This is a genomic window from Bacillus sp. JJ783, from assembly GCF_036963225.1.
Lineage (GTDB): Bacteria > Bacillota > Bacilli > Bacillales > Bacillaceae_G > Bacillus_A > Bacillus_A cereus_U.
In genome coordinates this window covers 46,845-71,433 of sequence record NZ_JBALMG010000101.1, presented here as the reverse complement: position 1 = coordinate 71,433, position 24,589 = coordinate 46,845, and the positions used below count along the sequence as shown (strand labels likewise).

Here is a 24,589-nt window from a genome sequence, read left to right as displayed (position 1 = left end):
CCCTAGAGTCGGCAACCTACTTGAAGTATCCGTTAAACGGAGAGTTAGTTTTGCTACCTCGTATCAACTATGTTGTCATTTCATTTCAACTCCTAGTTAACTTGTGAGATGAGACAAACCCAGTAAGGTGTAGAAATTAACTCCTAAGTTACCATATAATCTACCTAAAGTGTTGATGTATAGGAGTGAAATGCACAGGATACGCCCCCTGAGGTAGTTGTTTTACTACAATATCTAAAAAGAGTTAACTCGATAGGTACCACTTGATAGAAATACCTAATTAGGAATAACCAATAGGTAATCATAGAGAAAGAAAAATAAAAAAGGTCTATAAGAGGAGTAGCTCTAAGAGTAACCTATCAAGTAGTAACTATCCGATGAATCGGATAGAATAACCCTGATAGGATAAACTAAGAGATGCCAGCTCATATAGGTATTAGGTATTTAAAGATTTAAGAAATAAAGAACTATAGGAGATGGCAACTACAGAGATTATCTTCAAGGATCTACTTTCTCGTAAACGAGTAGGACAAGCCTTTGAAATATTCTTCTGTAGATTCTCCGTCTCAGGTTTTGTATTTATTGTTTTGAGAAGTTAATAGTCTGATAGAGGTAGCCAATAAAGGTTGCCTCCTTTTGTTGTGCCTAGAGATGGAAACCTAAACAGGTTCTCTTTTTATAGTTATATAGTAGTACGTTTTGTACACATTAGAGGATGACTATAAAAGTTAAATAAAGAAAGAATTTATACATATATCTTGTGTCTTATTTTGAAACTTAATAAAATTATAAGTAGAGACAGAGGTAACTGATAATAATAACACAAAGATAAATGCCTAGTCAAGTTAAAATTGAGGAGGAATGTCAAATGGATAGAAAGGAATTTGTAGCACAAATAGGAGCTAACCATAATGTATCTGAGGTGGTGTCAGTCAACAAGACGTTTAAATCTCAGCAGTATGGCTACTTTACGTTTGACCAAATGAGACTAGTTGAGGAAGGGTTAATCTCAGCATCTACATTTACAGTGTTCTGCTGGATGATTTCAAGACCTAAGAAGTGGACTTTCAGAAAATACCACATGTACGATCTATTCAGTAGAAAAATTGTAGACAAAGCTTTCAAAGAATTAATCGAGGTAGGGTACCTAGTAGTAGTCAATCATGGAAAAGGAAAAGCTAGTGGAATATGCGTAAGAGTATTTGCTGAGAGACAGTCACCTCTAAAGATGAAACAGTATGCAACTCGTATGATTCAAAAGTTGCGATCTCAGGGGAAGAAGGATATATCTATCAGTGAATTACAATGGAATTTCTTTAGCAGCCAACACCTTGAGCTAGACAATACAGAGTGTGCCGACTGGGAAAACACACCTAGTGAGGATTGGACTAGTGAGGAAGTTAGTACGCCAGCTCCTAAGGAGGACAAGCAGGTAACTGTTTTTGATATCATAGATGGATTAACACTAGACGTAAAAGATGTTAACCGTACAGATAACACTGAGATAGATGAATATGAAGACTACATTCCACTAGGTTACGCAAACAAAGGAAACAAGATTATCCATGCAGACAAAGACGGAAGACCTACTAATAAAGCTGTTTTACCTTCTCAGATTATCCCTGAAATAACTTATGATACTAGTAAGTTTGGACAAACTAGTTTTAGTTTTAGAAATAACTTCTCACAAGTTATGGAATCTTACCTTGGACAAACTATGGGGGTGGCACAATGATAGAACAAGCAAGTATTGGAGAATTAATTAACGAGTTAGCTGAATTAGATGAGTACGATGTACTTGCAGAGAACGACCTCAAGGATCTACTGTGGAGGGTTATCACCTCGGCAGGTATCACCAGCAATATTATTAATGAGATAGCTGAGCAGGTGAAAATAAAACGTCCTCGGTTGACTGATTGGTTAGGTAATAAAACTAGTATGGAACACAAAGAGCTTAAGAAGATTGTTGACTACTTAGAAGGAGTGATTAACCGATGATGTACTCAAGGGAATTAACTCTAGAGGTATTAGCTGAATTGAAATACTACGGTAAAAATATAAGCGAAGTAGGATTCAAAAGAGATCGTCCCCAGTTATTTGTAGCTATCGAGTCTGAATTTGGTTCTCTCGATAATGCACTGGCTCAGGTTACACCAATAAAAATACAACCAAGGAAAATGACTAAAAAGGATAATATTTATACTTGGCTGGCTCACTGAGAGCTGGCTTTTTTTGGTTTGTCTAAGGACGGGGACAAGATGTACCCTCCCTAAATATTACGCCTAGACTAGATGGTTTCAAAATGAAGGACGAAGATGAAAAGGCACTATATACAATATATAGAGGGGACGGAAGTAGCCATAAGCAATGGTTCCTCACCGAGGACGGAATATACGAGTTGTTAATGATTTCCCGTAAGCCAATCGCCAAACAGTGGGGGTAAAAGAAGATATTAACATGGTAGTTGTTTTACTACTCTATATATGTAGGGGAACAAAGAGGATACCGCACCTTTTTAGCTTTGCGTAGTACTACCGAGTCTCCTCCGGAGAACATTCACTTCCTCGATAGTACTACGGAGAGTTAATCTCCATGTCCTAGATTAAATCAGCCATATGTATATAACCTCCTGAGGGTTGGTGATGGGGATCACCTACATAGGCACACTCCACTGGTACGCTGGTGGAGTCTTCTTTAATTACAACTGTTATAGACAAATAGATGAGTATAAAACTGAAAAGGTGGTCGATTAGTATGCCTAAGAAATTAACTGAGACAGAAGTAGATATTAAGAGAGATATGAACGAAGCTACACGAGAACGCTATTTAGCTTACAAAGAACGAGTAGGATGCACCAACAGCGCATTCGCTGTGAGAGTAGGCTTTAGTAGGTGTATTATCCAAAAGTGGCTTGCTGGCTCATTTGACTTCTCAGCACAGTCTTGCGAGCATTTGCAATTCTATATGGGTTGTATTCACGATAGCTTGACTGTCGAGGAATAGGAGCCTTCTAGGGTAAAAAGAAATCAATAGCACTCACGAGGTGGATGAACGCTGAACCTGTCAGACTAACAGGGGAGTTCTTCTGGCTCGTGGCTATTCTAGAGGGAATAAACAGGGGTTTTCCTTGCTTGTTTCTTCTAGAATAGTTTAGCTACTGAGTAGCACTTACTACACTATTACCATAACTAATGGATTCTGTCTCATAGAGACGGAACGAGGAGGAAACACATGAGTGATATTATTTTAGGACAACACCCCCTATTAAAGAAACAATTTGTAGACACACGAATCAAGGACTTAGCAGGTCGCAAGATGATTGCTGATTTACTGATGACTAAAACCTCAGTTGATGCTCTATCAGTTAAATTCTTCAAAGATGCTGATGCAGATACTAATGGTCGTTATGCTTACGAAGAAGTACCCGAAGTAGGTGAAGGCTCAGGATTCAAACGTATTGGTATCAGCGAGAAGGCACAACTTGCTTTAATCCGTAAGTACGGCTTAGAGAGTGCGATCTCATACGAGCAACAACGTTTTGGTGCTAACAGTTACTTTGAGCGAGTGTTCAATAAGCTTGCTAACTCGGTTAGTAACATGGTTAACGCAATGACTTACGATCGAATCCTTAATGATGAAAATATTAACAAGCGTACTAAAGTAGGTACTGGTACGGATTTATACTGGAGTGATGTAACTGCTGGTCAATCAGCTAAAGGACAAACCACTAAGGGTGCTATCGCTATTCGTAGTGATTTAACGACTGCACAGGTTGAAGCTGCAAAGTTTGGCTACGTGTTAGACACGATGGTTGTCTCTCCAGCTACTTTTGGAATCATCTCTAACAATAGTGATGCTTCTCCAGAATACATCAATCAGGACTTAAAACAATTAGCTGGCTACCGTGGTAACTTCTTAGGTTTAGACCTAATTGTAGATGAAATGTTCGCTGATAAGGATGTACTGTTAGTTCAACGTGGAGCTATCGGAGATATTGCTGATGCAGTTCCATTATCTACGAGCCAGTATAACCAAGATGAGGACATGACTACAGTTGTGAGAGCGTTACGCTTCACAGAGTCATACGTGACGGATCCTAAAGGCGTATACTTACTTAAAAATATTATTGCCTAGTACAACCTAAGAGGGAGTAGCCATTATGGGTTGCTCCCTATTTTTATTTAAACTAATGAGGTGAAATATATGCAACTTATGAAGTTTAACAATACAGGTCATTTAACGGAGTCGTTCTCCGAGGAAGGACAAGACCTACTGAAGGATGCAGAGTTATTCTCCACAGGTAAACACAGAGGACGAAACTACACAAGTAAGGACTTGCATGCTTTGGCTAGCTCGTTTAACAAAGAGGACATGATACCAATCCAGTTAGACCACAGTGAGAGTGCAAAAGATACCGTTGGACTACTCGAGAGCGTGAAGGTAGTAGGTGAAAAGCTGATGGGAACCGTTCGTATTATCGAGGACGCCATTAAACAGCGTGTTCAAAAGGGATTAGCCAAGAAGGTGTCTATCTCATTCTACACTGACCAGAAAGGCAACCCCTCACGGATCCGAGAAGTAAGCCTTGTAGCATTCCCACAACTAAAAGGTGCTCAACTGTTCTCCGAGCAGGAACAACCTCTCAAGTATAACCCTCAAGAAGTATACAAAGCCTTCTCGGTGACTATGGAGGCAATAGCTCAGGAAGAGAAATCCTTTAATGAAGAATACGAACAGTATGTTAAATCATTAGGAATCAAATAGGAGGTAGGCTAAATGAATAAAGTAAAGATCGTAACCTCATCAGGTGGCACTCTAGAAGTCCAGCTCTCAGTTATTAAGTTGCAGGAGTTCAAGGAGTGGCTCGAGAGTGAGTCTTCTCAATTGTTTACTATAGAGGTAGACAAGCACAGGGAGATTAATCTAACGAATGTATCTGTATTACTATTCAGTGTAACTAAGGAGGGAAATTAATATGGCTAGACCTCATAATCCCACTGGAGGGCCACGCACTCCTGAGGGGAAAGCAAAGGCACTCAAGAATCTAACTCCAGGTAACTACATTCACGGGTTGTATCTGAAGGACTTTAAAGCAGATCTAACTGAGGAAGAGAACCAATGGTATAAAGAAACGTTCGAACACTATCAAGAGAAATACGAGTTGGACAAGCTAGATTTAGAAACACTTGACCTAGCTCTGATTAACCTAATTAAGGCTAGACGTAAGAATGTTAACATGGAGTATGCAGTCAATGAGAAGGTGAGTATGGCAGACTTTGAGAGTCGCTATATTAGGTTAATAGACGAGTTAGGATTATCTCGTAAGTACCGCTTGTCTAAGGGTAATATTGAGAATCCTAACACGTTTGATCCATCAATATTATTTAATAACTAAACCATCTGAGGGGGAATGCTTGTGAAGTACGCTTGTATAGTCGAGTTCTATCACGGTGGCAAGAAACACATTCAGAGGTTTACTGTAGAGACCGAGCTCAGTAGTGGATCTTTGCAGCATGATATTATCAAGCAGTATCAACGCCACTTTAGACATACGATAGATGGTCGATTAATAGATGTAACTGTAGAGGTAGCCTAACTGGGCTACCTTTTTTTATGCTTATGAGGACGCCAAAGAGGAGTTAATCCTCAAGGGACAACTCCTGAAAGATATGGCTGTTTAGTTGTGCTAGCTCATGTTTTAACTCGGAGGGATACTCGATGGGAGCGAACTCTCCTCTGATTTCTAGATATTACGGAGGGTAGGGAGGGTGCCTGCATAGGGTGTAGCCTTACATAGAAAATACGTATTGGTAACATCGAGTATTACCCCAGTAGACCAATCTCACAAAAGGTATTCACACGAGGGATTGACTACTCTATAATCAAGCAAGAAAGGTGGTGATAAGATGATACCCATGCTGAAATACAAAGGTAGTTCAAATCAAACTCTAAAAGTAGAGCTTATCTTAGGTTCAATGTACTTTATACTTAAAGATGATGAATACGGAAGCTTTGTCCATTGTGTATTCTCAGGAAACAGAGCTCGTGAGTTTATGGGAATATTAAGTAATGGAGAGATGGCTGAGGTGTTAGATGTTGGTGGAGATTTATTGAGAATTCGCCCTCTGAAAGATGGTTATCTTGGTATTGAAATTGAATCGAAGGGGATGGATAGGGGGTTTCTGTTAGATAAACAGCAAGTTCAAGAGTTATCTGATTGGTTTCAACGAGTGCACAAGCTATAATTTCAATTACCGTAATGGTAACCCTGAGGAGGAAAACAAAAGAGCCGACTCAGGGAGCCAGCTCGAGGGGGGAAGTGTCCTAGAGTTTTTAGTTTTTCCCCCTTAGTTATTATCTTGTCGATCCCAACCCAGCAGCTTACCCTTCTCGAATATCATTACTGCAAAGTTGATCTCCCCAGTTTCCTCTCCTTCACCATCATAGGTTACGTTAGTCATTTCGCCATCTCCTGAGCGATCTCCTTTGCCACCCACGAGGTCGGCAACCTCTGAGAGTGTCATCCCTTCCTCTAGGGAGTTGTATTCCTCTTCGGAGATCGTAGAACTGTTGCAGGCACTCAACAGGATAATGCTGGACAGGAAAACAACTATTCGCTTTTTCATTGGTATTCCTCCTCAGTTAATTCATTTAAATTAAAACTAAGAGTTTTAGAGATTTTGCCAGCTCGTAAGATAACTACATACGTCAGGCCTAGTTGAAATGTATCTACTTTGCAAACTTTATTAGTAATACGAGATAGTGAGTCTTGGAAGTTGGATACTAGAGTGTCAATCTCCTCCATAGCGATATCTAAATTAGTTGGTTGAATAGTATTTGTTGTCATAAAAAATCTCTCCCTTTAGTTTTTATTTGTTTACATGAGATAGGTAATACTTACAGGTGTACAATCATGAGTGAAACGATGTAACCGACTGCGTAAAGAAAGCTTATACTGCAGCCAGCTACCAAGGTCGACATAACCCAATCTTTAAGTTTCAACTTATTCGCCTCCTGTGAGGTCGAACCTTTACAGCTATTCCTGCTCGTGATACTATAGGGAGGAAAGAGCCTTATAGGTTCGACTGAATTGCGTAGCCTTGTTCGGTATACTCGCCAAAGTATAACTACCGAGTAGGGCTATTTTGTTTTGTGTAGTTTTAGGTTAGTCAGTTAACTTCTTACCAGCATACATACGAGTTAACATTTTATCGATCTTATTAGCTTTATCTACAGTGTTGATCTTGTTGAGTTGATTAAAAGCTGTATAAAACCTCTTAGCATCCTCGATGGACTCCAGCTCATAGAAGTCTTTGACTTTACCGTAAAACTTTTGTTGCTTACTTTCCAATTGCCATGTTCACCTCATTCCCTGAGTGGCTTAATTACATATTAATTAAAAGTTCTAGAACCGTCAATACTTTTTAAAAACTTTTTTTAATCCCTTTCTTTACCCCATAGTTTATCCTTACCACCAACTATTTTGGCTACTTCCTCTTTTGATTACCTAAGAAAGCCTGCATAAGTGGAAAACTTCCTAGAGTTCATACAAGTTCATCACACGCGGTATAACTTGTTTAGGTGCAAACATAATAAGGAGACTGATAAAACTCCACACAGGGGAATCTGGAGCATTGTTTTGTGGGCGACTCGGAAATGGAGGTGTTATTTTTACATCATATGGCATTCCATCGAGCATATACCTAATCAGTTGCCTGCTCTGCAGATACAACCTACCGAGGACTATCCTAAATTGGATAATCGTACAAGAACCAGATGCAATGCCACCCCTGGTAACCAATCGGGCATAGCTAAATAGAGATACCCCCTGTGTTAAAGAACTATAGGACAGCAACCAGATAGCAGGGATTATTACCTACGGTAATGCTACTGAAGAAAGTTGAAAAGTTTGCACTTAAGAGATCGCTGAGCAGTAGATAACTTCTGAGCCAGAACTCCATAGAAGTAACCATTGAAATCACGTACACGTTTAGCCTTGCTAGCAAGCACACTAGCTAGTAAACCTGAGATGGCCACCTCTGCAGTATCAACTAGATCAGGTGCATACTTTCGAGCAGCCAATTGAACACGACTCCATAGTTTGTACACCTTAGTTGCATCAAAGTAGGAGATAGCCAAGCTAGCGAAGTCAATAGGAACACCAGCAGCTACTAAGTGGTTTATTCCTAACTCGTCTAATACGTATGTATTATCTTTAGAGCTTTTAGTTTTGTAATTAATTGTATCTGTATGAGATGGAGGCTCCTCAGCACAATCAGGAGTAGGCTCTACAGCTTCCTCGCAAGGTGACTTAGCGAGGTGACTCTCATAGGGATTAATCACTGTTATTGAAGCGCTATAGCCACCTTTAACAGGCTTGAATTGATTGATGCGAGTAATGATTCTTAGCTCAGATAAAACCTTGAGAGCACGCTGTATAGTGCGTTTAGAGTATCCTGTTAGGTCAGCTAAAGAGTCTACTTTGAGGTAACTGACTCCTATGAATTTGCATGAGTAACAAGCAAGCTTCCATAGTACTGTGTATTCTGATTCTTTAAGTTTGTACACTGACAGGTATTCACTAATAGAATTGTCCATCTCAGTAATTGAATTAAAAGATTGATATTTTCGTAGTTCCTTCATATTGTATATTCTCCTTAATAGGAGCCACTTGCAGAGTGTATCTTAGGGTAGTACAATATAAGCAAATAGCTCCATAGTTATTTTGTGAAAGAGTCCTGTCTGGCCGCCAAACTAGAGCAGGGCTCTTTTGTGTTTACTTATAGGTCGAACCTATTGAGAGGGTTATACTTATCGTTGGATTCAGCTAACGAGTTACCGAAAGCATGTAGATAAACCTCAGTAGTTCTTATCTGGGAGTGATGCATCAGCTTACTCAAGGTGTATATATCCATGCCAGCTCTTAAACAGTTGCTCGCATAGGTATGCCTAAACATGTGAGCTGTAGTTTTGAAACCCATGCGTAAAGATAACCTGGTGAACATTAACTTGACAGCGTTCACTGTGAGTGGGTTACCTCTGTGGTCATTAAACACATGAGCAGGCAGCTTAATGTAGTGCTTCTCGCAGAATAATCTCCACTCGTACAACTCTCGAGCCACCTTATCCGTTAACGGAGTAGACAGGCTCTTACGATTCTTCCCAAAGATAGTGATAGTCTTATTGAGTAGATCCACGGAGTCCCACCTCATGGACACCAGCTCGCCTAGTCTTATGCCTGTACCAGCGAGGACGACTATTACGGTATGCCCTCTGTAGCTATACAACGTGTTTTCTCGAGAGCGCATCCTCCTGTAGTATCTAAGCATCTGCTTTATCTGTTCATCGGAGTACACCTTGATAATCTTGTCCGTCTTAGCAGGCTTAATCTTGTTGGTAGGATTGCTACGGATCTCTATAATGTCCTCATCCTCTAGGTACCTAAAGAATGTCTTCAAGTGCTGGAGCTTACCATTACGAGTCACCACCGAGTTTCCTCTCTCCTTGGAACAGTAGAGGAGGTAGCTCTTAATAACTGGTGGAGTAATGTCCTCAATGTTAACGATCTCCCTCTCGGTAGTGAGCCAGCGAGAAAACTCATTAAGCGTATCTCGATAGCTCTGTATCGTTCTCGGTGCGAGTCCACTGAGTTCTTTATCCTCTAGGTAATCCTTAATCATAAATCTAAGTAGTGCCATTCAGTTTCCTCCTTGAGTACGCACAAAAGACCACCTCCATAGGCTACTTGTGAGTAACCTAGAAAGTGGTCTCTTGTGAGAATATCGTTTCTATCATAGATAACCATTCAGCTAAACCTTGTGAGGCTTGTCCTGCCTCGGATGAATTAACTCGCCTGTCCTACCATAGCGGATAATGAATTTTCAGCGGAAGTAGAGGCGGATGCGATGATTGCACCGTCTTTTTCAATATAATATGTACGTCCTGTATTTGTTTCAATAGCTTGCCTTAACATTTTTTCTGATTCATTAGCAGTCGGGAATTCAGCGATGTTATTTCGTAATTGCATAATTCGTTCTATATCATCGAGTGAGGCAAGTTTAATTGTTTCATGAATGGATGTGCTAGGTAAGTTGTTGTCATTTAGACATTCACAAAAATACATTTCATTTTTGGCACCTAGTTGTATAGTAGGAGAAGCTTCAAATCTTTCTACAATAGTTGATTTGCCAGAGAGTTTAAGCGGCTTATATGCGGAAAGAAGTGCCTCATAATCAGTGGTAACAAATTCTTCTTTACTATAGGGTATGAATGCATCATGGAAGCGGAGTAAAATCGATTTTAATGTTCCATTCTCTTTAAATACGCCCCATAATTCTTGGAAGTCTGTTTCATAACCGAAAGCTTCTAAATCCCCAATAATAAACAAGTTAAGGGCTGCTTCTTCTTTTAGGTAAGCGAATACTTGTTCATGATCTTTCTTTGTTAATTTTCTCATCATAAAGAATCGACCTCTTTTTTATTTTTCTAAATATTACAACTTAAGTTTTTTGAAATCAATATAAAATTTTATGTTTAGTTCACCAACTTTCGGAAAAACTAGGAAAGATATGACAAAGGAGGTTATGAACGGTGGATCATCCAATTCAAGGATTAATGAAAGCGGCAATGGAAAATTTGAAGGAAATGGTCGATGTAAATACGATTGTTGGAGAGCCTGTTCAAACGGCTGACGGTGGTGTAGTGTTAACAGTTTCTAAAGTAGCGTTCGGTTTTGGAGCAGGAGGTTCTGATTTCCAGACGAATGATGGACAAAGAGCGAATGGTAATCCTGCATTTGGTGGCGGTAGTGCGGGTGGTGTGTCAATTACACCAGTAGCATTTCTAGTCGTGAATAAAGATGGGGTAAATATTCTTCATTTACAAAATGCGACACATTTAGCAGAAAAAATAATTGAATTAGCTCCGCAAACAATTGATAAAATTCAATCGATGTTCCAAAAAGAAGAAAAGAAAGAGGGAAATCATTACCCTCAAAACCCAGATGATATCCTTTAAAAACGCCTGCTCATAAGCAGGCGTTTTTTCTTGTAATCATTATGTAATAAAACACATGAAATTGTAAATAGTTTTTGAAGTTTTTTCTATGTTTCTAAAATTTTTCATGTTAAAATATGCTATAGAATTGAAACATATAAAACGAAGGTGGCTAGGTGCTTTGTCTGGAGGATCTGACCAAGTAAACAATATGATATATATTAATGGTAATCGTCGGGGTCATTGTTTTATTACATCTGGAATTACGTTTAAAGAGTTTGCAAGTAACATCCCTTCACCGCTTCATCAAGTATTGCTTTTAAAGCATAATTTTGAGTGGACAGATTTTCATTATCATACTTTATTTGAATATGTTGAGGAAGAAAACATACATAAACTCATTCAAGCAGAGATTGATGAATTTGATGAATTTTGTTGGGTAGATTTCGATGATGCAAGCGATTTAGATGAGTTAGAGCCAAAAGAAATTGCAGAATTATTATATTTGGCTCACAAAAAAGAACCACTTGGAAGAACGTTCTTCCCGTTGTTGAAAAATAGATTCGTTTATTTTTCACATGATGACGGTTGGTACAACAAAGTGTATTACCGTAGAATCGGTGATTTTGTAGGAATGCTAAGTAAAGTGATTCCATATAAACTCGGTTCGTTTGGAAAGAAACGTTTTACTTTCTTCCAAAAATCAAAAATTTTCCCAGCAATTTCAAAGGAAGTTATCCTTGGGCTTATGCCGTTAATGGAAGATGGGTTATACATTGATTTAGCGGGGAAAATTGAGTCGAGAAGAGGTCTTGAAATTCCGGTATATGTAGTAGGATCATTCGAAAGTACGGATGAGGTACTAGATAATATCGATGAATTGAAAGCGGAAGCAACAGAAACGGGTTGGCTCATTTTTGATAAGAAAGAACAAGAGTGGCAATGGGTTGTGGACTAAGAAAACTTGGCGCATGAAGTCAAGTTTTCTTGTCTTTTGAAAGGAGAACAAATGAAGAAATATTATACACTTGTGGGTATTGTAAGTATTATTCTCGTGGCGATATTACTTATAACTTGTCCGAAAGAATCAGATTTTAAATTGTATTTAGAGGATAAGTATGCATTGAAATGTGACGAGAGTAGCTTTGAATGCACGCAAAATGTAGATGAAAAAAAAGAGAAATTACAGTTTGAAAGTATTGATGCACGAAATGGTGTTTTCTTTATGACTGTAAAGCAAACGTATAAAACAGAAGCTGGTGTTACGAAAGAATATAGCGGAGTAGGTATATTCGGTACATTTCTTTTTGTTTCAGAGAAGACTTTCTAGTAATAGAAGGTCTTTTTTTTATGCTTATGTTCATATAGATGAAGTAAGACAAGCATAGGAGGGGTATTGATGAAGAAGGGATGTATCGTTTGTGGTGGTGAGGAGTTTTTTTCTTCGACATTATATGCACGTACGAAACAAGATTGGGCATATGCGCCAAACATGTACCGATTTGAAAAGGTGTTTATTGAGCATAGAGATGAAGAAAATTATCCGGTTTTTCAAGAAATTACAGCGAAGCATTGTTGTGGATGCGGTCATATCATGTTGTATCATGAATGAACACACCAAGTATAACTTGGTGTGTTTTTTTTAAAACGCTGATAAAGCAAGCGGATATAGTAAAGTAAATAAAACAGAAAAACTGCCAAAACCAATTGCGGTATATCCAAGTGTTCTCGCTCCAAAATTGACAGCTAATAAACCAACTAAAATAGCTAGGGAGCCGAGTGTAACAGGATAAAAAGCAATGGAGAATAACGAAAGAAATAATGCGACATAGCCGATCATTGCACCGGTATTTGTACCTTCTATTTCATTTGCAATTTCTTTGCGCTCATGTCTAATCGGAATACCAGCTGGAGATATTTCAGCTGCATACTCTTCGTTTTTTTCACCACTTTTAAAATGATGATTTCTCTTTCTTCGCATGTACATCCCTCTCTTTCAATTGGGTGTATCTATAGTATCTTTCATAAGGAACAGAACATGAGTATGAGTTAAACCCAAGTAAAGCAAAAATTGGAGAAAATAGATTTCGTTGTTATCCTGTTCATCTCCTTATGAAGATAAAGTGAAACTTTAATCAGTGGGGGTTTTGTCCATCCCCCACTGATTATTAGTCCTCACCAATCGGGCTTTTACGGGCAGTTATCTCCCACCTAACTTCCTCGCATTCGCCGAATTCTATTGCCCGTTAATGCGGGAAAAACAGGAATTTTGGAAAATGATGTAGAATGAAATGAATGATAATAACTGAAGGTAGGGGAATGTATGACGAGGTTTAATTGGCATGAATCGGCAGAGAAAAAATGGGATAACAATGCAGAGTTTTGGAATCAAAATAGTCAAGAAATGTGGGATAGCGGGAGCAGGAGTACAATCATTCCATTTTTTGAGCAGTACGTGGAAAAGGAAGTACAAGTGCTAGATGTTGGCTGTGGTGATGGGTATGGTACATATAAATTAAGTCTTACTGGGTACAAAGCGGTTGGGGTGGACTTATCGGAAGTTATGATTCAAAAGGGTAAGGAACGCGGAGAAGGCCCAAACTTATCTTTTATAAAAGGTGATCTTTCTTCATTACCATTTGAAAATGAGAAATTTGAAGCAATTATGGCAATTAATTCTTTAGAATGGACCGAGGAGCCATTGCGAGCATTAAATGAAATAAAGCGTGTTTTAAAGAAAGATGGATACGCATGTATTGCAATTTTAGGACCGACAGCAAAACCGAGAGAGAATAGTTATCCGCGTCTATACGGCAAAGATGTTGTTTGCAATACGATGATGCCTTGGGAATTTGAACAGTTAGCGAAAGAACAAGGATTTGAAGTTGTAGATGGCACCGGCGTATATAAGCGCGGAGTAAATGAGAAGATGTTAGGTCAACTACCTACAGAGTTACAACAATCGTTAACGTTCTTATGGGTATTTATGTTAAAAAACGTATAACGAAATCAAAAAAATTTTAGGAGGTAAAAAAGTGCAGAAAATACAAAAAACTGATACAATATCATCAGAACCAATTAAAGGGGGACTAGGGTATATGACAACTACTACAACAGTTAAATCCGATATTGAAATCGCACAAGAAGCAAGTATGAAGAAGATTCAAGAAATTGCAGCTAATTTAAATATTTTAGAAGAAGAACTAGAGCCATACGGACATTATAAAGGCAAGTTATCTCTTGATATTTTTAAGCGTTTACAAGATGAGAAAGACGGTAAAGTTGTTTTAGTAACAGCGATTAACCCAACTCCAGCAGGAGAAGGTAAATCAACAGTAACAGTTGGTTTAGGTCAAGCTTTTAATAAAATTGGTAAGAAAACAGTAATTGCACTTCGCGAACCATCTCTTGGACCAACAATGGGATTAAAAGGCGGAGCAGCAGGTGGCGGTTATTCTCAAGTAGTACCAATGGAAGATATTAACCTTCACTTTACTGGAGATATTCATGCGATTACAACTGCCAATAACGCATTAGCGGCGTTCATTGATAATCATATCCAACAAGGAAACGCACTTGGAATTGATACGCGTAAAATCGTTTGGAAACGCTGTGTTGACTTAAATGATCGTGCCCTTCGTAACGTAGTAATTGGCCTTGGTGGACCGGTTCAAGGTGTGCCACGTGAAGACGGTTTTGATATTACAGTAGCATCTGAAATTATGGCCGTATTCTGCCTTGCAACAGATATTCAAGATTTAAAAGCTCGTCTATCTCGCATTGTTGTCGCTTATAATTTTTCAAATCAACCTGTAACAGTTAAAGATTTAGGCGTAGAAGGTGCGTTAACACTTCTATTAAAAGATGCATTAAAACCGAACTTAGTACAAACATTAGAAAATACACCAGCTATCATTCATGGCGGACCATTTGCGAATATCGCTCACGGTTGTAACAGTGTTATCGCTACGACGATGGCAGCAAAATTAGGTGATTATGTTATTACAGAAGCTGGATTCGGTGCAGATTTAGGTGCTGAGAAGTTTTTAGACATTAAAGCACGTGCAGCTGGTATTAAACCAGAAGCGGTAGTTATTGTTGCGACTATTCGTGCGCTTAAAATGCACGGTGGCGTGGCGAAAGATCAATTAAAAGAAGAAAATGTAGATGCGTTAGCAAAAGGAATGGAAAACTTACAGAAACATGTTGAAACAATTCAAAGCTTCGGTGTTCCATTCGTAATTGCCATTAACAAATTCATTACTGATACAGATGCAGAAGTTACATACTTACAAGAATGGTGCAATGAGCGTGGCTATGCAGTATCCTTAACAGAAGTTTGGGAGAAAGGTGGCCAAGGCGGAGTTGACCTTGCTGAGAAAGTGTTAAAAGAAATTGAAAAAGGTGAAAACAACTACGCACCACTTTATGAATTAGAATTACCATTAGAAGAAAAGATTCGTACAATTGCTCAAAAAGTGTACGGCGCAAAAGATATTGAATTTGCTCCGAAAGCACGTAAGCAACTAGCTCAATATGAAGGAGAAGGTTGGAGTAACCTACCAATTTGTATGGCGAAAACACAATACTCTCTTTCTGATGATGCAACAAAATTAGGTCGCCCATCTGACTTTATCGTTACAATTCGTGAATTGAAACCATCTATCGGTGCAGGGTTTATCGTTGCGTTAACAGGAACAATGTTAACAATGCCTGGTCTTCCTAAACAGCCAGCTGCGCTTCAAATGGATGTAAATGAAGATGGAAAAGCAGTAGGTTTATTCTAAAAGGTTGTAATTCATCTCGTTTATCTGTAAACTATATATACATCAAGTGGCGCCTTTCCATAGAAAGGCGCCTGTTTTTTGGAGGAAATTATGTTTGATCCAACTGCTTTTGAAAATTTAAAGGTAATTGTGGAAGGAGCTGTCTATGATTTCGATTTACACGGTGATATTCTCGTAACAGATCGAAAAGATGTGATGGATCTTGCTTCATTAAGTCGTATGTATAGTATTTCATTTCAACTAACAGAAACATTTAAAACGCTGGTAGAGGCGACATTTTCACTATCTGTTGATGCGAAGAATTTATCAGGTGAAATATTAGAAGTACCTCAGTTTATACCAGGTTGTGAAATGAAGTTAGCGTTCTCGTTCGAAATGGAACAGCCAGAGATAGGATGTCAAGAAATTGAAGCTTTATTGCAATCTATTTGGGGAAAAGAGCGAATGATTACACAGAAAATTTCATACGAATATAATAAGCAAGCGATTTCATATCATAATAAGGTAGAGGTTCTATTTCAAAAAGCGATTACAGAAGACCATGTTGATGATTTAATAGCTGTTATTTCACACATGATAGAAACGGTGCGAACAATACAACATTTTCTTCAAAAATAGAGATAAAGGAGAAAAACAAATGATAAAAGATATGCAACCATTTTTACAACAAGCTTGGGAAAAGGCTGGTTTTAAAGAGTTTACTGAAATTCAAAAACAAGCGATTCCAACTATTTTAGAAGGACAAGACGTTATAGCTGAATCTCCAACTGGAACAGGAAAAACATTAGCGTACTTATTACCACTTTTACATAAAATTAATCCTGAAATTAAACAACCTCAAGTTGTAATTTTAGCGCCAACTCGTGAACTTGTTATGCAAATTCATGAAGAGGTTCAAAAGTTTACAGCAGGAACTGATATTTCAGGTGCGTCTTTAATTGGTGGTGCGGATATTAAGCGCCAAGTTGAAAAATTAAAGAAACACCCAAGAGTTATTGTCGGTTCACCAGGACGTATTTTAGAATTGATTCGTATGAAAAAATTAAAGATGCATGAAGTGAAAACGATTGTATTTGATGAGTTTGATCAAATTGTAAAACAAAAGATGATGGGTGCTGTACTTGATGTAATTAAATCAACGATGCGTGATCGTCAATTAGTATTCTGCTCGGCGACAATAACAAAAGCTGCAGAAGATGCGGCACGTGATTTGACAGTTGAACCACAATTAGTACGTGTAACACGCTCAGAGGCACAGAGCCTAGTTGAACATACGTATATCGTTTGTGAACGTCGTGAAAAAAATGATTATATTAGAAGAGTTATGCATATGGGAAATGTAAAAGCAGTTGCCTTCTTAAATGATCCATTCCGTTTAGATGAAATTACTCAAAAACTAAAATTCCGTAAAATGAAAGCGGCAGCTCTTCATGCAGAGGCAAGCAAACAAGAGCGTGAAGTAACGATGCGCGCTTTCCGCAGCGGGAAATTAGAGATTCTACTTGCTACTGATATTGCAGCACGTGGATTAGATATCGATGATTTAACACACGTAATCCACTTAGAGTTACCAGACACAGTAGACCAATATATTCACCGCTCAGGACGTACTGGACGTATGGGCAAAGAAGGAACAGTCGTTTCTCTTGTAACAGAACAAGAAGAGCGTAAATTACTTCAATTCGCGAAAAAATTAGGTATCGTGTTTACGAAACAAGAAATGTTCAAAGGAACATTTGTAGAATCGAAACCACCAGCACCAAAGAAAAAGAAACCAGCTTTTACTGGTAAGAAAAAGCCTAGATAAATGAATGGAAAGACGTAACTATGCGTAGTTACGTCTTTTTTGTTTATAAGTTATTAAATAGTAATTTCAAATATATCAACGATTCTATAGGGAATATCGATTTATCGACAAAACACGGCAATAGTGTTAGTTTCTAATTTTGTATGTGCATTGAATGAAATGAGTCAGTCGATAAATTTCGTGAAGAGATACATATAAAATAAAAGGGTTAATAAGAGCACCTATAGAAAGCTACATAGAATATAAAAACCATTAGGGGGAAATGAAATGATTCATAAAGTCGGACAAATTATGTTATATGTAAATAATCAAGATGAGGCATTAAATTTTTGGACAGAAAAAGTAGGGTTTCATGTAATCGCAGAGGAAGATAACAATCAAGGAATGAGATGGATTGAAATCGCTCCAACTAATGATGCTGAGACGAGTATCATATTACATAATAAAGAGGTTATCTCCAAAATGAGTCCAGAATTGAATCTTGGTACACCGTCTTTAATGTTCTTCTCAGAAAATCTGGAACAACTATATACAGATTTAACAAATAAAAATGTTACAGTTGGCGAAATGGTAACAATGCCTTCGGGTAAAGTGTTTAACTTTGCTGATAGTGAAGGGAATTATTTTGCGGTTATGGAAAAGAACAAATAATGATATTGTTATGTCAAAATCCCCCTCATATATAATGAGGGGGATTAAATGTTTGAAGTGGATTTTTCATTCGAGAGTTGTTTGATAAAAAATGTTCCTTTTTCAATAGCTGTCTCAATATAACCAACGATTTGATCAAATGTAAACACCTGTAGGTCTTCATACAAATGTTGCTCGGGGTACAGCATATCTTCAAAAATATATTGCCGAAAAGCTAAAACATTCTCTCTAGAAATCTCCTCGATATTCACAATGTTAGCCTCTTGATTAAGTAGGGCGAAGAGCTGTTGTTCTTTATCGTAATGATGCAACAATTGTGCGTTCAATAATTTAAAATCGTTATAGTACATAGGCACGATAGTTTCGTCGTTCTCAATTCTGTTTTTTAGCCAAGGTAGAAAAAATCCACTTAGCCAATTATCATCGGCAATGAGGTGGGTATAATAACCTAAAATATAAGAGGAATCCATATGATCTTCATATTTATGAATAAATGAATCATAATCTATTCTTCTCGTATAGTTTTTCGTTGTACCAGCGTAAAAATGTGAAGTTCCTTTTTCTTCTTTTGAATGAACAGCATCAGGAGCTACACCACCAAGTAAGAAAGAGGTTTTATCTTGAATAGAAAGTTTCTCAGTAATACCGTTAGCGATAATGATATGCATAATTCGTGATCCCATGAATAACACCTCTATTTCATGTATTCATTTTAGGGAGCTGTTTGAACGTGTAGTATTACTTTCCCTGTACTTTGTCTACTTTCGACCCATTCATGTGCTTTCCCTGCATCTTGAAGAGGAAAAGATTTCGTAGTTTTAATTTGTAAACTTCCATCGCGTAAATAACGGAAAACTTGATTCGCAGTTTCTTGAAGCAATTCAGGACGTTTTTTTCGTGTAGTGCCAAAGCTGAAGCCGAGTATAGAACGGCAACTTGCGTGTAAATCTTTCGTTTGAAAACTACCAACTTCTCCGCTAGCATTGCCGAAATGGACGAGACGACCGTAATAAGCAAGGCAGTCTAAACTTCTTTCGGACACAGTACCAGAAATAGAATCTAAAACAATATTAACGCCTTCTCCGTTTGTAAGCTGATCTACCCTCTCTACAAAATCTTCATCTTGATGACAAATAACATAATCAGCGCCAGCATCTAAAGCAATTTTTCTTTTTGCTTCACTTCCGACAGTCCCGATTACTTTTTTAGCCCCTAATAATTTTGCGAGTTGAATCGCAGTAGTACCAATTCCTCCAGCAGCGGCATGAATTAGAACAGATTCACCTTGCTGAAGTCTTGCAACATTTGCAAGTAAATTGTAGCTTGTAAAAGATACGATAGGGCAGGCAGCTGCAGTTTGGAAATCAACTTCATCAGGTAATACAAAAGTAAGATTTTCGTTCGCGACAACATATTCAGCGTAAGAGCCATTTTGAGGGAAAGCAATGACACGCTGGCCAGGATAAATGTTTGTTACATGAGAACCTACGCGTTCTACAATACCAGCTGCATCTATTCCTGGGATAAAAGGTAAGGATTTGTTTCCTTTTTTGCCATAACGTGATTTAATATCGGCGAAATTAATACTAGTAGCAACAACGCGAATTAAAACTTGATTATCTGAAATTGCAGGAATATCCATGTCCGTATATTTCAACACTTCAGGACCACCGAATGAAGTTACAACGATAGCTTTCATATACATCCTCCTAAATTTGACTATAAATATTATTTTAAATCTTCATTAGGAATTGGAAAATTATATAATTGTTATGCAGGGTTATAAGTGAAGCTTATGAAGCCATTGCATCCTTATATTAATTTATTTGAAAAATATTTGAAAGAAATCGAACGAAATATCGTTTGCTTGCCAATATATAGTGTAGGACAAAGGAGGGATGGTATATGAAGGATGAAACAGTATACACAGAACTAATCCAATTAACTTTATCAGGCAATAAAGAAGCGTATAGTGAGTTGTATGATAAAACGATTCAAGAAGTATATAAGACAGCACATTTTTTAATAGAGGATAAAGCAGATATAGATGATGTCGTTCAGGAAATATACATACAGCTATATGAATCGCTTCGTAAATATGATAGTGAGAAGCCATTTCGTCCATGGTTAATTGGACTTGTGATTAAACAAATTCATTCTTATAGAAGAAAGAGGTGGATGCGACTGCGAATTGTAAAAAAAGCAGAAGAGCAAAGAAAACCAGTACAAATTGATTTTTCTAGCGATGTTGTAAGTAAAATATCAAACCAAAAATTAATTGAACTCATTCATAAATTACCATATAAATTGAAACAAGTTATTATCTTAAGATACTTACATGATTACTCACAAGAAGAAGTAGCACATATATTACATACTCCAATCGGTACCGTGAAGTCCAGAATTCATGCAGCACTAAAGAAACTACGTCAAAAAGAGCAAGTAGAAGAAATCTTTTTAGGAGAGGTAGGGAATGTGAAATGAGTTTAGATTGTAGAGTTAGGGAATCAATACAAGAAGAAGCGAAAGGGATTATAGCCCCGCCAGAGTTAAAAGAAAAAGTAATCGTTCAAATTAAAATGAAGCGCGGTGGAAGTAAAAGGAAGAAGCGCCTTATCGCAGGAGTGCTTGCAGCCGCATTTTTAATTCCGACAACTGGTTTTGCTTATCAATCTATTATGGCAGATGGTATATACGGGTCGTTTGAAAATTTAAAGAAGCATGCCGGAGCTATAACATTAGAAGGATACATGCGTTTTAATGCAAAGTTATCTCAAGCGAAAGATGAAATGGGTGCAAAAGAATATGAAGAGTTTACAAAAGAACTAAAGAAATTAACGAATGCAAAGCTTGAGTACGGGGATTCGAATGGTAATATTGATTATGATCAATTATCGCCAGCTAAAAAAGTGGAATTGAAAAAGGTAGAAATGGAGCTTCAGCCGTATTTTGATAAATTAAACGGCCATAAATCTAGTAAAGAAGTATTAACCCCTGAAGAGTATGAACAATATATGGAAGCATTAATGGCATATCAAACCGTATTAGTAAAAACAAAATCGAGTGGCGGAATAACAGCAGACGAAGTACCTGAGGCGTACAAAGAAAAATTTATTAAAGCAGAACAGTTTATGGAGTATGTAGATGAAAAGGTGAGATAAGTAAAAAGCTCATAGCTTTAGCTTTCCTTATTGAAATGTAAATATATTAACCACCTATTCCTTTTGCTATCAATAGGAAATATACAACTACCAGTATTACTCCATTTAATGCAGTACCAAGTATTCCGAATAACCAATTTTTTGATGCTATCGCAAAAATAATACCGAGTAATGAAAGTATGCCTAGAATCGCAATAATCAAAGTTAAATTTGCATTAGGTCCTCTTAAAATAAAGAAAGAACATATACTTGCGATAAACGTTAGAAACGAGAAAGTTCCTAATTTCATAATAAGTCTCCCTTGATTGAAATGTATTTTGATTTAGTGCACGACTTTCTTTAGTTTAACATAAATTTCCTATTATCAATTAAATATATGAACAATAAAAAACGAGTATAAAATCTATGCGATTTCATACTCGTTTTGTTATTACTTAAATTTCCTTACCGCATGTATAGCAACTCTTACAAGGAGTATTGCACTTATAAATAAACCACCATAACCAACGACACTTAAAAATTGAACATTAGGTTCTTTTGCATACAAGTCAGGGGCAGAATTATCTTGATTTGCTTAATAAAGTGAAAGTGGGAAATCACTTAGTTATATTCCTTACTATTATCCTTGTCTTTTTGTATAAAACAATCTAATAGTGAATAACCAGCTATTAAACTAATAATGGTAACGAAAGTTGTATTCACAAGAATAATATTAGTTAAATAAGGTAGGTATTCGCCAAGTGGTGAAAAGAGTAGAGCTGGAGAAAAGGAAATGAATAGTGTAGGCAACGTAATAGCGATAAATTTATCCAGCTGAAAGTTCCAGTTTTGTTTGCTCGTTTCGCGATTAATGGATTGTAGGAATCGTAATAAAATGCCGACTAAAAGAGGGAAGAGTGTAAAGTAGAATAACCTTGGATAAAGGTTAAAGTTCACTTGCGCATCTGTATCTAAATAAAATTGAATTTTTACTCCGACAAATAATAATAAGACGATAAATAATGTAAAGCAGAGGTATAGCATCACTTTTTGCATTGCATTCCACCATCCTTTACTAAAAATATATTCAAAGAAAGAAGAGATATACAATAACTACTGTTGTATATCTCTTTTTTTGCCGTTATTTAATAGTGGAATTTGTTTTTTCTTGCTTTGTGAAATAATCAATAATGCCCATGGCGCTAATTTCTATATCTAGATGTAAAATGTTATAAACGGAATGATTTGATGGGACGTTTAATTTTGTAAGGTGAGAAGAGATTTTATCCATTAATAAAGTTTGTAATGCTTTGGTTGCCTCATCGAAATCATTACATTTTTCAAAGACATCTTTACCAGTATTAACGAAAATAGGTAACCAATGTTCAAGTTGGCTATATACTTCTGTAACATTGGCAGATGCGCCGTAATGACCGAAATAAATAGTATCTACATTCATACTTTGAATGTGATTTTTAGAGGCAATCATCGCATCTGGCTGGAATTGTGAAGGGGACGTTGATGGTAGATATAATTCTACACCAAGATCAGCTAGTTCCCTATAATAAATTCCAATCGTATCACCAGTGAAAATGCCGTTTGTTTTTGAATCGTGAATGCTAATATGGTGCTTCGCATGTCCCGGTGTATCATAAAATGTAAGTGTACGGTCTTCTGCAATTTTTAATGTATCACCATTTTGTACAATATGAACACGTTCTTCTTCAATTGGAAGAATTGGATCAAAAAGTTTATCAAAATCTTCTTTGTACACAGCTTTTGCGCCAAGAATTAGTTTTGTTGGATCAATCATATGACGAGCCCCGCGCGGATGCACAAATAGAGTAGCATTTGGGCACTTTTCCATCATTAACCCTGCTGCGCCTGCGTGATCTAAATGAACATGTGTAACGATAATGTTTTTTACATCATTTAAATTAATATGTAATTGCTGTAAGCCGTCTAAAATATAGGGAAGAGAAGGGGCCGCACAAGTTTCAATTAAAGTAATATCGTCACCTAATAAAACGTATGTACCTGTGCGTTCATCATGTTGTAAGTCATAATCATCAATAAGATATAGATGAGAAGATAGTTGTTCTACTTTTTTCATACTTACCACTCCTTATATACTTGCATGTTTTTTATTATACGCTAAAAAAGAAAAAGGCAGAAAACGAAAATTTCGTCTTCTGCCTTTATGTAATGTTGTTATTTAGTTTGTTCTTTATTGATAAACATAACGAACAGTCCAACAATGCCGCCAACTAAGGGAAGAATAATCTCTCCTGCTAAATTAAAGTAGGAACTTAGGAATAAGCCATTTACATCAATTACCCAACCAGTAACATACAATAACATCATATATAGTACGAAATAAAACTCACGATTTGAAATCATTTCACGTTGTGCAGTTTTCATAATCAACACCATCCTTTTCTTTTATAATGGAATTGAAAATGTCACAATTTATAATGCAAACTGTCACATTTTGTTCACAATTCAATTGTAAAACTTTCCATCATTAAAGTCTAGTAGTTTGTGTCGAATTTTCGAACAAAAATAAAGCGTTTCCATTTTAACGTGTAAGTATGTAAAAAGAGCTGTCTGTTCACTTATGTAGTATAGTATAAACATAGAATGATAGCGAAGAGAGGGATAGAGAAAATGACAGTATATGATTTTTCTGCGAAAACAATAACAGGAGAAGAAAAATCGTTAAAAGATTACGAAGGCAAAACACTACTTATTGTAAATGTAGCTAGTAAGTGCGGATTCACACCACAGTATAAAGGATTACAAGAAGTATATGATAAATATAAAGAACAAGGACTAGAGATACTCGGTTTCCCTTGTAATCAATTCGGGGGACAAGAACCTGGTACAGAAACGGATATTACAAGCTTTTGTGAATTGAACTACGGTGTAAACTTCCCGATGTTTGCAAAGATTGATGTGAAAGGTGATAAGGCTCATCCTCTTTATACATACATGACAGAACAAGCACCAGGTTTACTTGGTATGAAAGCTGTGAAATGGAACTTTACTAAGTTTTTAATTGGAAAAGACGGGAAAGTAGTAGGGCGTTTTGCACCGCAAACGAAGCCGGTGGATTTAGAGGTTGAGATTGAGAAGGTGCTTGGGGAATAATTAGGAGTTAGCTATCTTTTATTATGTTTATTAAATAACACCTCAAAGAACAAAGTAGT

35 protein-coding genes and 1 pseudogene are annotated in these 24,589 nt (G+C 37.2%); 23 read left to right on the top strand and 13 right to left on the bottom strand.

All coding sequences use genetic code 11. From position 1 onward, the window contains the following. Positions 1 to 868: 868 nt before the first annotated feature. From V7038_RS20790 to V7038_RS20740, 11 genes are all read left to right on the top strand, one after another. Positions 869 to 1,735, top strand: coding sequence for a hypothetical protein (locus V7038_RS20790; RefSeq protein WP_335695597.1), 867 nt, complete (start codon positions 869 to 871; stop codon positions 1,733 to 1,735). After that, on the top strand, positions 1,732 to 1,998 hold the full coding sequence (locus tag V7038_RS20785; RefSeq protein ID WP_335695596.1) for a hypothetical protein: 267 nt from the start codon (positions 1,732 to 1,734) through the stop codon (positions 1,996 to 1,998). Before V7038_RS20790 ends, V7038_RS20785 begins: the two co-directional genes overlap by 4 nt. Continuing rightward, positions 1,995 to 2,219: a hypothetical protein gene (locus tag V7038_RS20780; RefSeq protein WP_335695595.1), complete on the top strand. Its 225-nt coding sequence runs from the start codon at positions 1,995 to 1,997 to the stop codon at positions 2,217 to 2,219. Before V7038_RS20785 ends, V7038_RS20780 begins: the two co-directional genes overlap by 4 nt. An 83-nt stretch (positions 2,220 to 2,302) precedes the next feature. Next, positions 2,303 to 2,443 carry a hypothetical protein gene (locus V7038_RS20775; RefSeq protein WP_335695594.1) on the top strand — a complete coding sequence of 47 codons (141 nt, stop codon included), beginning with the start codon at positions 2,303 to 2,305 and terminating at the stop codon, positions 2,441 to 2,443. A 311-nt stretch (positions 2,444 to 2,754) separates the two neighbouring features. After that, a complete protein-coding gene (locus V7038_RS20770) occupies positions 2,755 to 3,003 on the top strand; it encodes a hypothetical protein (RefSeq protein WP_002158809.1) in 249 nt (82 codons plus the stop codon). 228 nt (positions 3,004 to 3,231) lie between these two features. Then, complete coding sequence (locus V7038_RS20765) at positions 3,232 to 4,134, top strand: phage major capsid protein (RefSeq protein WP_335695593.1); 903 nt, start codon at positions 3,232 to 3,234, stop codon at positions 4,132 to 4,134. A gap of 69 nt (positions 4,135 to 4,203) precedes the next feature. Then, positions 4,204 to 4,764, top strand: coding sequence for a hypothetical protein (locus V7038_RS20760; RefSeq protein ID WP_335695592.1), 561 nt, complete (start codon positions 4,204 to 4,206; stop codon positions 4,762 to 4,764). A 12-nt stretch (positions 4,765 to 4,776) separates the two neighbouring features. After that, a complete protein-coding gene (locus V7038_RS20755; RefSeq protein WP_335695591.1) occupies positions 4,777 to 4,974 on the top strand; it encodes a hypothetical protein in 198 nt (65 codons plus the stop codon). 1 nt (position 4,975) lies between these two features. Then, complete coding sequence (locus V7038_RS20750) at positions 4,976 to 5,395, top strand: hypothetical protein (RefSeq protein WP_335695590.1); 420 nt, start codon at positions 4,976 to 4,978, stop codon at positions 5,393 to 5,395. 21 nt (positions 5,396 to 5,416) lie between these two features. Beyond that, complete coding sequence (locus V7038_RS20745; RefSeq protein ID WP_286099306.1) at positions 5,417 to 5,596, top strand: hypothetical protein; 180 nt, start codon at positions 5,417 to 5,419, stop codon at positions 5,594 to 5,596. A gap of 310 nt (positions 5,597 to 5,906) precedes the next feature. Further along, positions 5,907 to 6,245 carry a hypothetical protein gene (locus V7038_RS20740; RefSeq protein ID WP_335695589.1) on the top strand — a complete coding sequence of 113 codons (339 nt, stop codon included), beginning with the start codon at positions 5,907 to 5,909 and terminating at the stop codon, positions 6,243 to 6,245. A gap of 102 nt (positions 6,246 to 6,347) precedes the next feature. On the opposite strand, the gene V7038_RS20735 is transcribed toward V7038_RS20740, so the two are convergent. The 6 genes and pseudogenes from V7038_RS20735 to V7038_RS20710 form a co-directional block, all read right to left on the bottom strand. Beyond that, complete coding sequence (locus V7038_RS20735; protein ID WP_335695588.1) at positions 6,348 to 6,626, bottom strand: hypothetical protein; 279 nt, start codon at positions 6,624 to 6,626, stop codon at positions 6,348 to 6,350. After that, positions 6,623 to 6,847 carry a hypothetical protein gene (locus tag V7038_RS20730; RefSeq protein WP_000210745.1) on the bottom strand — a complete coding sequence of 75 codons (225 nt, stop codon included), beginning with the start codon at positions 6,845 to 6,847 and terminating at the stop codon, positions 6,623 to 6,625. The genes V7038_RS20735 and V7038_RS20730 overlap by 4 nt, the downstream gene beginning before the upstream one ends. A gap of 318 nt (positions 6,848 to 7,165) precedes the next feature. Then, complete coding sequence (locus V7038_RS20725; protein ID WP_000444252.1) at positions 7,166 to 7,351, bottom strand: hypothetical protein; 186 nt, start codon at positions 7,349 to 7,351, stop codon at positions 7,166 to 7,168. A gap of 536 nt (positions 7,352 to 7,887) precedes the next feature. Continuing rightward, positions 7,888 to 8,643 carry a helix-turn-helix domain-containing protein gene (locus tag V7038_RS20720; RefSeq protein WP_335695587.1) on the bottom strand — a complete coding sequence of 252 codons (756 nt, stop codon included), beginning with the start codon at positions 8,641 to 8,643 and terminating at the stop codon, positions 7,888 to 7,890. 137 nt (positions 8,644 to 8,780) lie between these two features. Next, the gene (locus V7038_RS20715) at positions 8,781 to 9,698 is read right to left on the bottom strand and encodes a tyrosine-type recombinase/integrase (RefSeq protein ID WP_335695586.1); all 918 of its coding nucleotides are present in this window, start codon (positions 9,696 to 9,698) and stop codon (positions 8,781 to 8,783) included. 161 nt (positions 9,699 to 9,859) lie between these two features. Then, a pseudogene (locus V7038_RS20710) lies at positions 9,860 to 10,459 on the bottom strand (GNAT family N-acetyltransferase); the annotation flags it as partial. A gap of 131 nt (positions 10,460 to 10,590) precedes the next feature. Here V7038_RS20710 and ytfJ point away from each other — a divergent pair. The 4 genes from ytfJ to V7038_RS20690 all read left to right on the top strand — a co-directional run bounded on the left by ytfJ (position 10,591) and on the right by V7038_RS20690 (position 12,607). Continuing rightward, positions 10,591 to 11,016 (top strand): GerW family sporulation protein, encoded by a 426-nt coding sequence (ytfJ, locus tag V7038_RS20705; protein WP_070170072.1) that lies wholly within the window; start codon positions 10,591 to 10,593, stop codon positions 11,014 to 11,016. Between the two features lie 160 nt (positions 11,017 to 11,176). Then, the gene (locus V7038_RS20700; protein ID WP_002085994.1) at positions 11,177 to 11,953 is read left to right on the top strand and encodes a hypothetical protein; all 777 of its coding nucleotides are present in this window, start codon (positions 11,177 to 11,179) and stop codon (positions 11,951 to 11,953) included. Positions 11,954 to 12,004: 51 nt separating this feature from the next. Beyond that, positions 12,005 to 12,325 (top strand): hypothetical protein, encoded by a 321-nt coding sequence (locus tag V7038_RS20695; protein ID WP_002202222.1) that lies wholly within the window; start codon positions 12,005 to 12,007, stop codon positions 12,323 to 12,325. A 69-nt stretch (positions 12,326 to 12,394) separates the two neighbouring features. After that, positions 12,395 to 12,607 (top strand): hypothetical protein, encoded by a 213-nt coding sequence (locus V7038_RS20690; protein WP_002012518.1) that lies wholly within the window; start codon positions 12,395 to 12,397, stop codon positions 12,605 to 12,607. 30 nt (positions 12,608 to 12,637) lie between these two features. Here V7038_RS20690 and V7038_RS20685 read toward each other — a convergent pair whose 3' ends face one another. Next, complete coding sequence (locus V7038_RS20685; protein WP_001253195.1) at positions 12,638 to 12,976, bottom strand: hypothetical protein; 339 nt, start codon at positions 12,974 to 12,976, stop codon at positions 12,638 to 12,640. A 342-nt stretch (positions 12,977 to 13,318) separates the two neighbouring features. Between V7038_RS20685 and V7038_RS20680 the strand changes: the two genes are divergently transcribed. The 5 genes from V7038_RS20680 to V7038_RS20660 all read left to right on the top strand — a co-directional run bounded on the left by V7038_RS20680 (position 13,319) and on the right by V7038_RS20660 (position 18,240). Next, a complete protein-coding gene (locus V7038_RS20680; RefSeq protein WP_002158104.1) occupies positions 13,319 to 13,999 on the top strand; it encodes a class I SAM-dependent methyltransferase in 681 nt (226 codons plus the stop codon). A 94-nt stretch (positions 14,000 to 14,093) separates the two neighbouring features. Next, a complete protein-coding gene (locus tag V7038_RS20675) occupies positions 14,094 to 15,782 on the top strand; it encodes a formate--tetrahydrofolate ligase (RefSeq protein ID WP_071151223.1) in 1,689 nt (562 codons plus the stop codon). Between the two features lie 90 nt (positions 15,783 to 15,872). Then, positions 15,873 to 16,400, top strand: coding sequence for a hypothetical protein (locus V7038_RS20670; RefSeq protein ID WP_002158102.1), 528 nt, complete (start codon positions 15,873 to 15,875; stop codon positions 16,398 to 16,400). Between the two features lie 19 nt (positions 16,401 to 16,419). Continuing rightward, positions 16,420 to 17,589 (top strand): DEAD/DEAH box helicase, encoded by a 1,170-nt coding sequence (locus V7038_RS20665; RefSeq protein WP_002158100.1) that lies wholly within the window; start codon positions 16,420 to 16,422, stop codon positions 17,587 to 17,589. A 267-nt stretch (positions 17,590 to 17,856) separates the two neighbouring features. After that, on the top strand, positions 17,857 to 18,240 hold the full coding sequence (locus V7038_RS20660; RefSeq protein ID WP_070128275.1) for a VOC family protein: 384 nt from the start codon (positions 17,857 to 17,859) through the stop codon (positions 18,238 to 18,240). Between the two features lie 44 nt (positions 18,241 to 18,284). Here V7038_RS20660 and V7038_RS20655 read toward each other — a convergent pair whose 3' ends face one another. Both V7038_RS20655 and V7038_RS20650 read right to left on the bottom strand, forming a co-directional pair. After that, a complete protein-coding gene (locus V7038_RS20655; protein WP_335695585.1) occupies positions 18,285 to 18,923 on the bottom strand; it encodes a zinc dependent phospholipase C family protein in 639 nt (212 codons plus the stop codon). A 29-nt stretch (positions 18,924 to 18,952) separates the two neighbouring features. Further along, a complete protein-coding gene (locus V7038_RS20650; protein WP_335695584.1) occupies positions 18,953 to 19,939 on the bottom strand; it encodes a quinone oxidoreductase family protein in 987 nt (328 codons plus the stop codon). Positions 19,940 to 20,145: 206 nt separating this feature from the next. Between V7038_RS20650 and V7038_RS20645 the strand changes: the two genes are divergently transcribed. Together V7038_RS20645 and V7038_RS20640 are read left to right on the top strand one after the other, a co-directional pair. Then, positions 20,146 to 20,724 (top strand): sigma-70 family RNA polymerase sigma factor, encoded by a 579-nt coding sequence (locus tag V7038_RS20645; RefSeq protein WP_070146459.1) that lies wholly within the window; start codon positions 20,146 to 20,148, stop codon positions 20,722 to 20,724. Continuing rightward, positions 20,721 to 21,401: a DUF3600 domain-containing protein gene (locus V7038_RS20640; protein WP_070139202.1), complete on the top strand. Its 681-nt coding sequence runs from the start codon at positions 20,721 to 20,723 to the stop codon at positions 21,399 to 21,401. Before V7038_RS20645 ends, V7038_RS20640 begins: the two co-directional genes overlap by 4 nt. Before the next feature lie 46 nt (positions 21,402 to 21,447). On the opposite strand, the gene V7038_RS20635 is transcribed toward V7038_RS20640, so the two are convergent. The 4 genes from V7038_RS20635 to V7038_RS20620 all read right to left on the bottom strand — a co-directional run bounded on the left by V7038_RS20635 (position 21,448) and on the right by V7038_RS20620 (position 23,801). After that, the gene (locus V7038_RS20635; RefSeq protein WP_002202215.1) at positions 21,448 to 21,690 is read right to left on the bottom strand and encodes a hypothetical protein; all 243 of its coding nucleotides are present in this window, start codon (positions 21,688 to 21,690) and stop codon (positions 21,448 to 21,450) included. 311 nt (positions 21,691 to 22,001) lie between these two features. Next, entirely contained in the window at positions 22,002 to 22,436 is a 435-nt protein-coding gene (locus V7038_RS20630; protein ID WP_070128279.1) for a hypothetical protein, read from the bottom strand. A gap of 85 nt (positions 22,437 to 22,521) precedes the next feature. Then, entirely contained in the window at positions 22,522 to 23,493 is a 972-nt protein-coding gene (locus tag V7038_RS20625; protein WP_070139203.1) for an MBL fold metallo-hydrolase, read from the bottom strand. A gap of 98 nt (positions 23,494 to 23,591) precedes the next feature. Next, positions 23,592 to 23,801 (bottom strand): DUF3925 family protein, encoded by a 210-nt coding sequence (locus V7038_RS20620; protein WP_070128281.1) that lies wholly within the window; start codon positions 23,799 to 23,801, stop codon positions 23,592 to 23,594. 246 nt (positions 23,802 to 24,047) lie between these two features. Between V7038_RS20620 and bsaA the strand changes: the two genes are divergently transcribed. Then, complete coding sequence (bsaA, locus tag V7038_RS20615; RefSeq protein ID WP_070139204.1) at positions 24,048 to 24,530, top strand: glutathione peroxidase; 483 nt, start codon at positions 24,048 to 24,050, stop codon at positions 24,528 to 24,530. The last annotated feature ends 59 nt before the right edge of the window (positions 24,531 to 24,589 follow it).

What these genes read in the sequence shown, in the direction of transcription:
- V7038_RS20685 (WP_001253195.1), bottom strand. Translation starts at nt 12,976, where the DNA reads ATGCGAAGAAAGAGAAATCATCATTTTAAAAGTGGTGAAAAAAACGAA.
- V7038_RS20630 (WP_070128279.1), bottom strand. Translation starts at nt 22,436, where the DNA reads ATGCAAAAAGTGATGCTATACCTCTGCTTTACATTATTTATCGTCTTA.
- V7038_RS20715 (WP_335695586.1), bottom strand. Translation starts at nt 9,698, where the DNA reads ATGGCACTACTTAGATTTATGATTAAGGATTACCTAGAGGATAAAGAA.
- V7038_RS20665 (WP_002158100.1), top strand. Translation starts at nt 16,420, where the DNA reads ATGATAAAAGATATGCAACCATTTTTACAACAAGCTTGGGAAAAGGCT.
- V7038_RS20790 (WP_335695597.1), top strand. Translation starts at nt 869, where the DNA reads ATGGATAGAAAGGAATTTGTAGCACAAATAGGAGCTAACCATAATGTA.
- V7038_RS20695 (WP_002202222.1), top strand. Translation starts at nt 12,005, where the DNA reads ATGAAGAAATATTATACACTTGTGGGTATTGTAAGTATTATTCTCGTG.
- V7038_RS20755 (WP_335695591.1), top strand. Translation starts at nt 4,777, where the DNA reads ATGAATAAAGTAAAGATCGTAACCTCATCAGGTGGCACTCTAGAAGTC.
- V7038_RS20650 (WP_335695584.1), bottom strand. Translation starts at nt 19,939, where the DNA reads ATGAAAGCTATCGTTGTAACTTCATTCGGTGGTCCTGAAGTGTTGAAA.
- V7038_RS20640 (WP_070139202.1), top strand. Translation starts at nt 20,721, where the DNA reads ATGAGTTTAGATTGTAGAGTTAGGGAATCAATACAAGAAGAAGCGAAA.
- V7038_RS20750 (WP_335695590.1), top strand. Translation starts at nt 4,976, where the DNA reads ATGGCTAGACCTCATAATCCCACTGGAGGGCCACGCACTCCTGAGGGG.
- V7038_RS20765 (WP_335695593.1), top strand. Translation starts at nt 3,232, where the DNA reads ATGAGTGATATTATTTTAGGACAACACCCCCTATTAAAGAAACAATTT.
- V7038_RS20780 (WP_335695595.1), top strand. Translation starts at nt 1,995, where the DNA reads ATGATGTACTCAAGGGAATTAACTCTAGAGGTATTAGCTGAATTGAAA.
- V7038_RS20735 (WP_335695588.1), bottom strand. Translation starts at nt 6,626, where the DNA reads ATGAAAAAGCGAATAGTTGTTTTCCTGTCCAGCATTATCCTGTTGAGT.
- V7038_RS20660 (WP_070128275.1), top strand. Translation starts at nt 17,857, where the DNA reads ATGATTCATAAAGTCGGACAAATTATGTTATATGTAAATAATCAAGAT.
- V7038_RS20635 (WP_002202215.1), bottom strand. Translation starts at nt 21,690, where the DNA reads ATGAAATTAGGAACTTTCTCGTTTCTAACGTTTATCGCAAGTATATGT.
- V7038_RS20655 (WP_335695585.1), bottom strand. Translation starts at nt 18,923, where the DNA reads ATGGGATCACGAATTATGCATATCATTATCGCTAACGGTATTACTGAG.
- bsaA (WP_070139204.1), top strand. Translation starts at nt 24,048, where the DNA reads ATGACAGTATATGATTTTTCTGCGAAAACAATAACAGGAGAAGAAAAA.
- V7038_RS20770 (WP_002158809.1), top strand. Translation starts at nt 2,755, where the DNA reads ATGCCTAAGAAATTAACTGAGACAGAAGTAGATATTAAGAGAGATATG.
- V7038_RS20760 (WP_335695592.1), top strand. Translation starts at nt 4,204, where the DNA reads ATGCAACTTATGAAGTTTAACAATACAGGTCATTTAACGGAGTCGTTC.
- V7038_RS20620 (WP_070128281.1), bottom strand. Translation starts at nt 23,801, where the DNA reads ATGAAAACTGCACAACGTGAAATGATTTCAAATCGTGAGTTTTATTTC.
- V7038_RS20785 (WP_335695596.1), top strand. Translation starts at nt 1,732, where the DNA reads ATGATAGAACAAGCAAGTATTGGAGAATTAATTAACGAGTTAGCTGAA.
- V7038_RS20680 (WP_002158104.1), top strand. Translation starts at nt 13,319, where the DNA reads ATGACGAGGTTTAATTGGCATGAATCGGCAGAGAAAAAATGGGATAAC.
- V7038_RS20675 (WP_071151223.1), top strand. Translation starts at nt 14,094, where the DNA reads ATGACAACTACTACAACAGTTAAATCCGATATTGAAATCGCACAAGAA.
- V7038_RS20625 (WP_070139203.1), bottom strand. Translation starts at nt 23,493, where the DNA reads ATGAAAAAAGTAGAACAACTATCTTCTCATCTATATCTTATTGATGAT.
- V7038_RS20730 (WP_000210745.1), bottom strand. Translation starts at nt 6,847, where the DNA reads ATGACAACAAATACTATTCAACCAACTAATTTAGATATCGCTATGGAG.
- V7038_RS20775 (WP_335695594.1), top strand. Translation starts at nt 2,303, where the DNA reads ATGAAGGACGAAGATGAAAAGGCACTATATACAATATATAGAGGGGAC.
- V7038_RS20720 (WP_335695587.1), bottom strand. Translation starts at nt 8,643, where the DNA reads ATGAAGGAACTACGAAAATATCAATCTTTTAATTCAATTACTGAGATG.
- V7038_RS20645 (WP_070146459.1), top strand. Translation starts at nt 20,146, where the DNA reads ATGAAGGATGAAACAGTATACACAGAACTAATCCAATTAACTTTATCA.
- V7038_RS20690 (WP_002012518.1), top strand. Translation starts at nt 12,395, where the DNA reads ATGAAGAAGGGATGTATCGTTTGTGGTGGTGAGGAGTTTTTTTCTTCG.
- V7038_RS20740 (WP_335695589.1), top strand. Translation starts at nt 5,907, where the DNA reads ATGATACCCATGCTGAAATACAAAGGTAGTTCAAATCAAACTCTAAAA.
- V7038_RS20670 (WP_002158102.1), top strand. Translation starts at nt 15,873, where the DNA reads ATGTTTGATCCAACTGCTTTTGAAAATTTAAAGGTAATTGTGGAAGGA.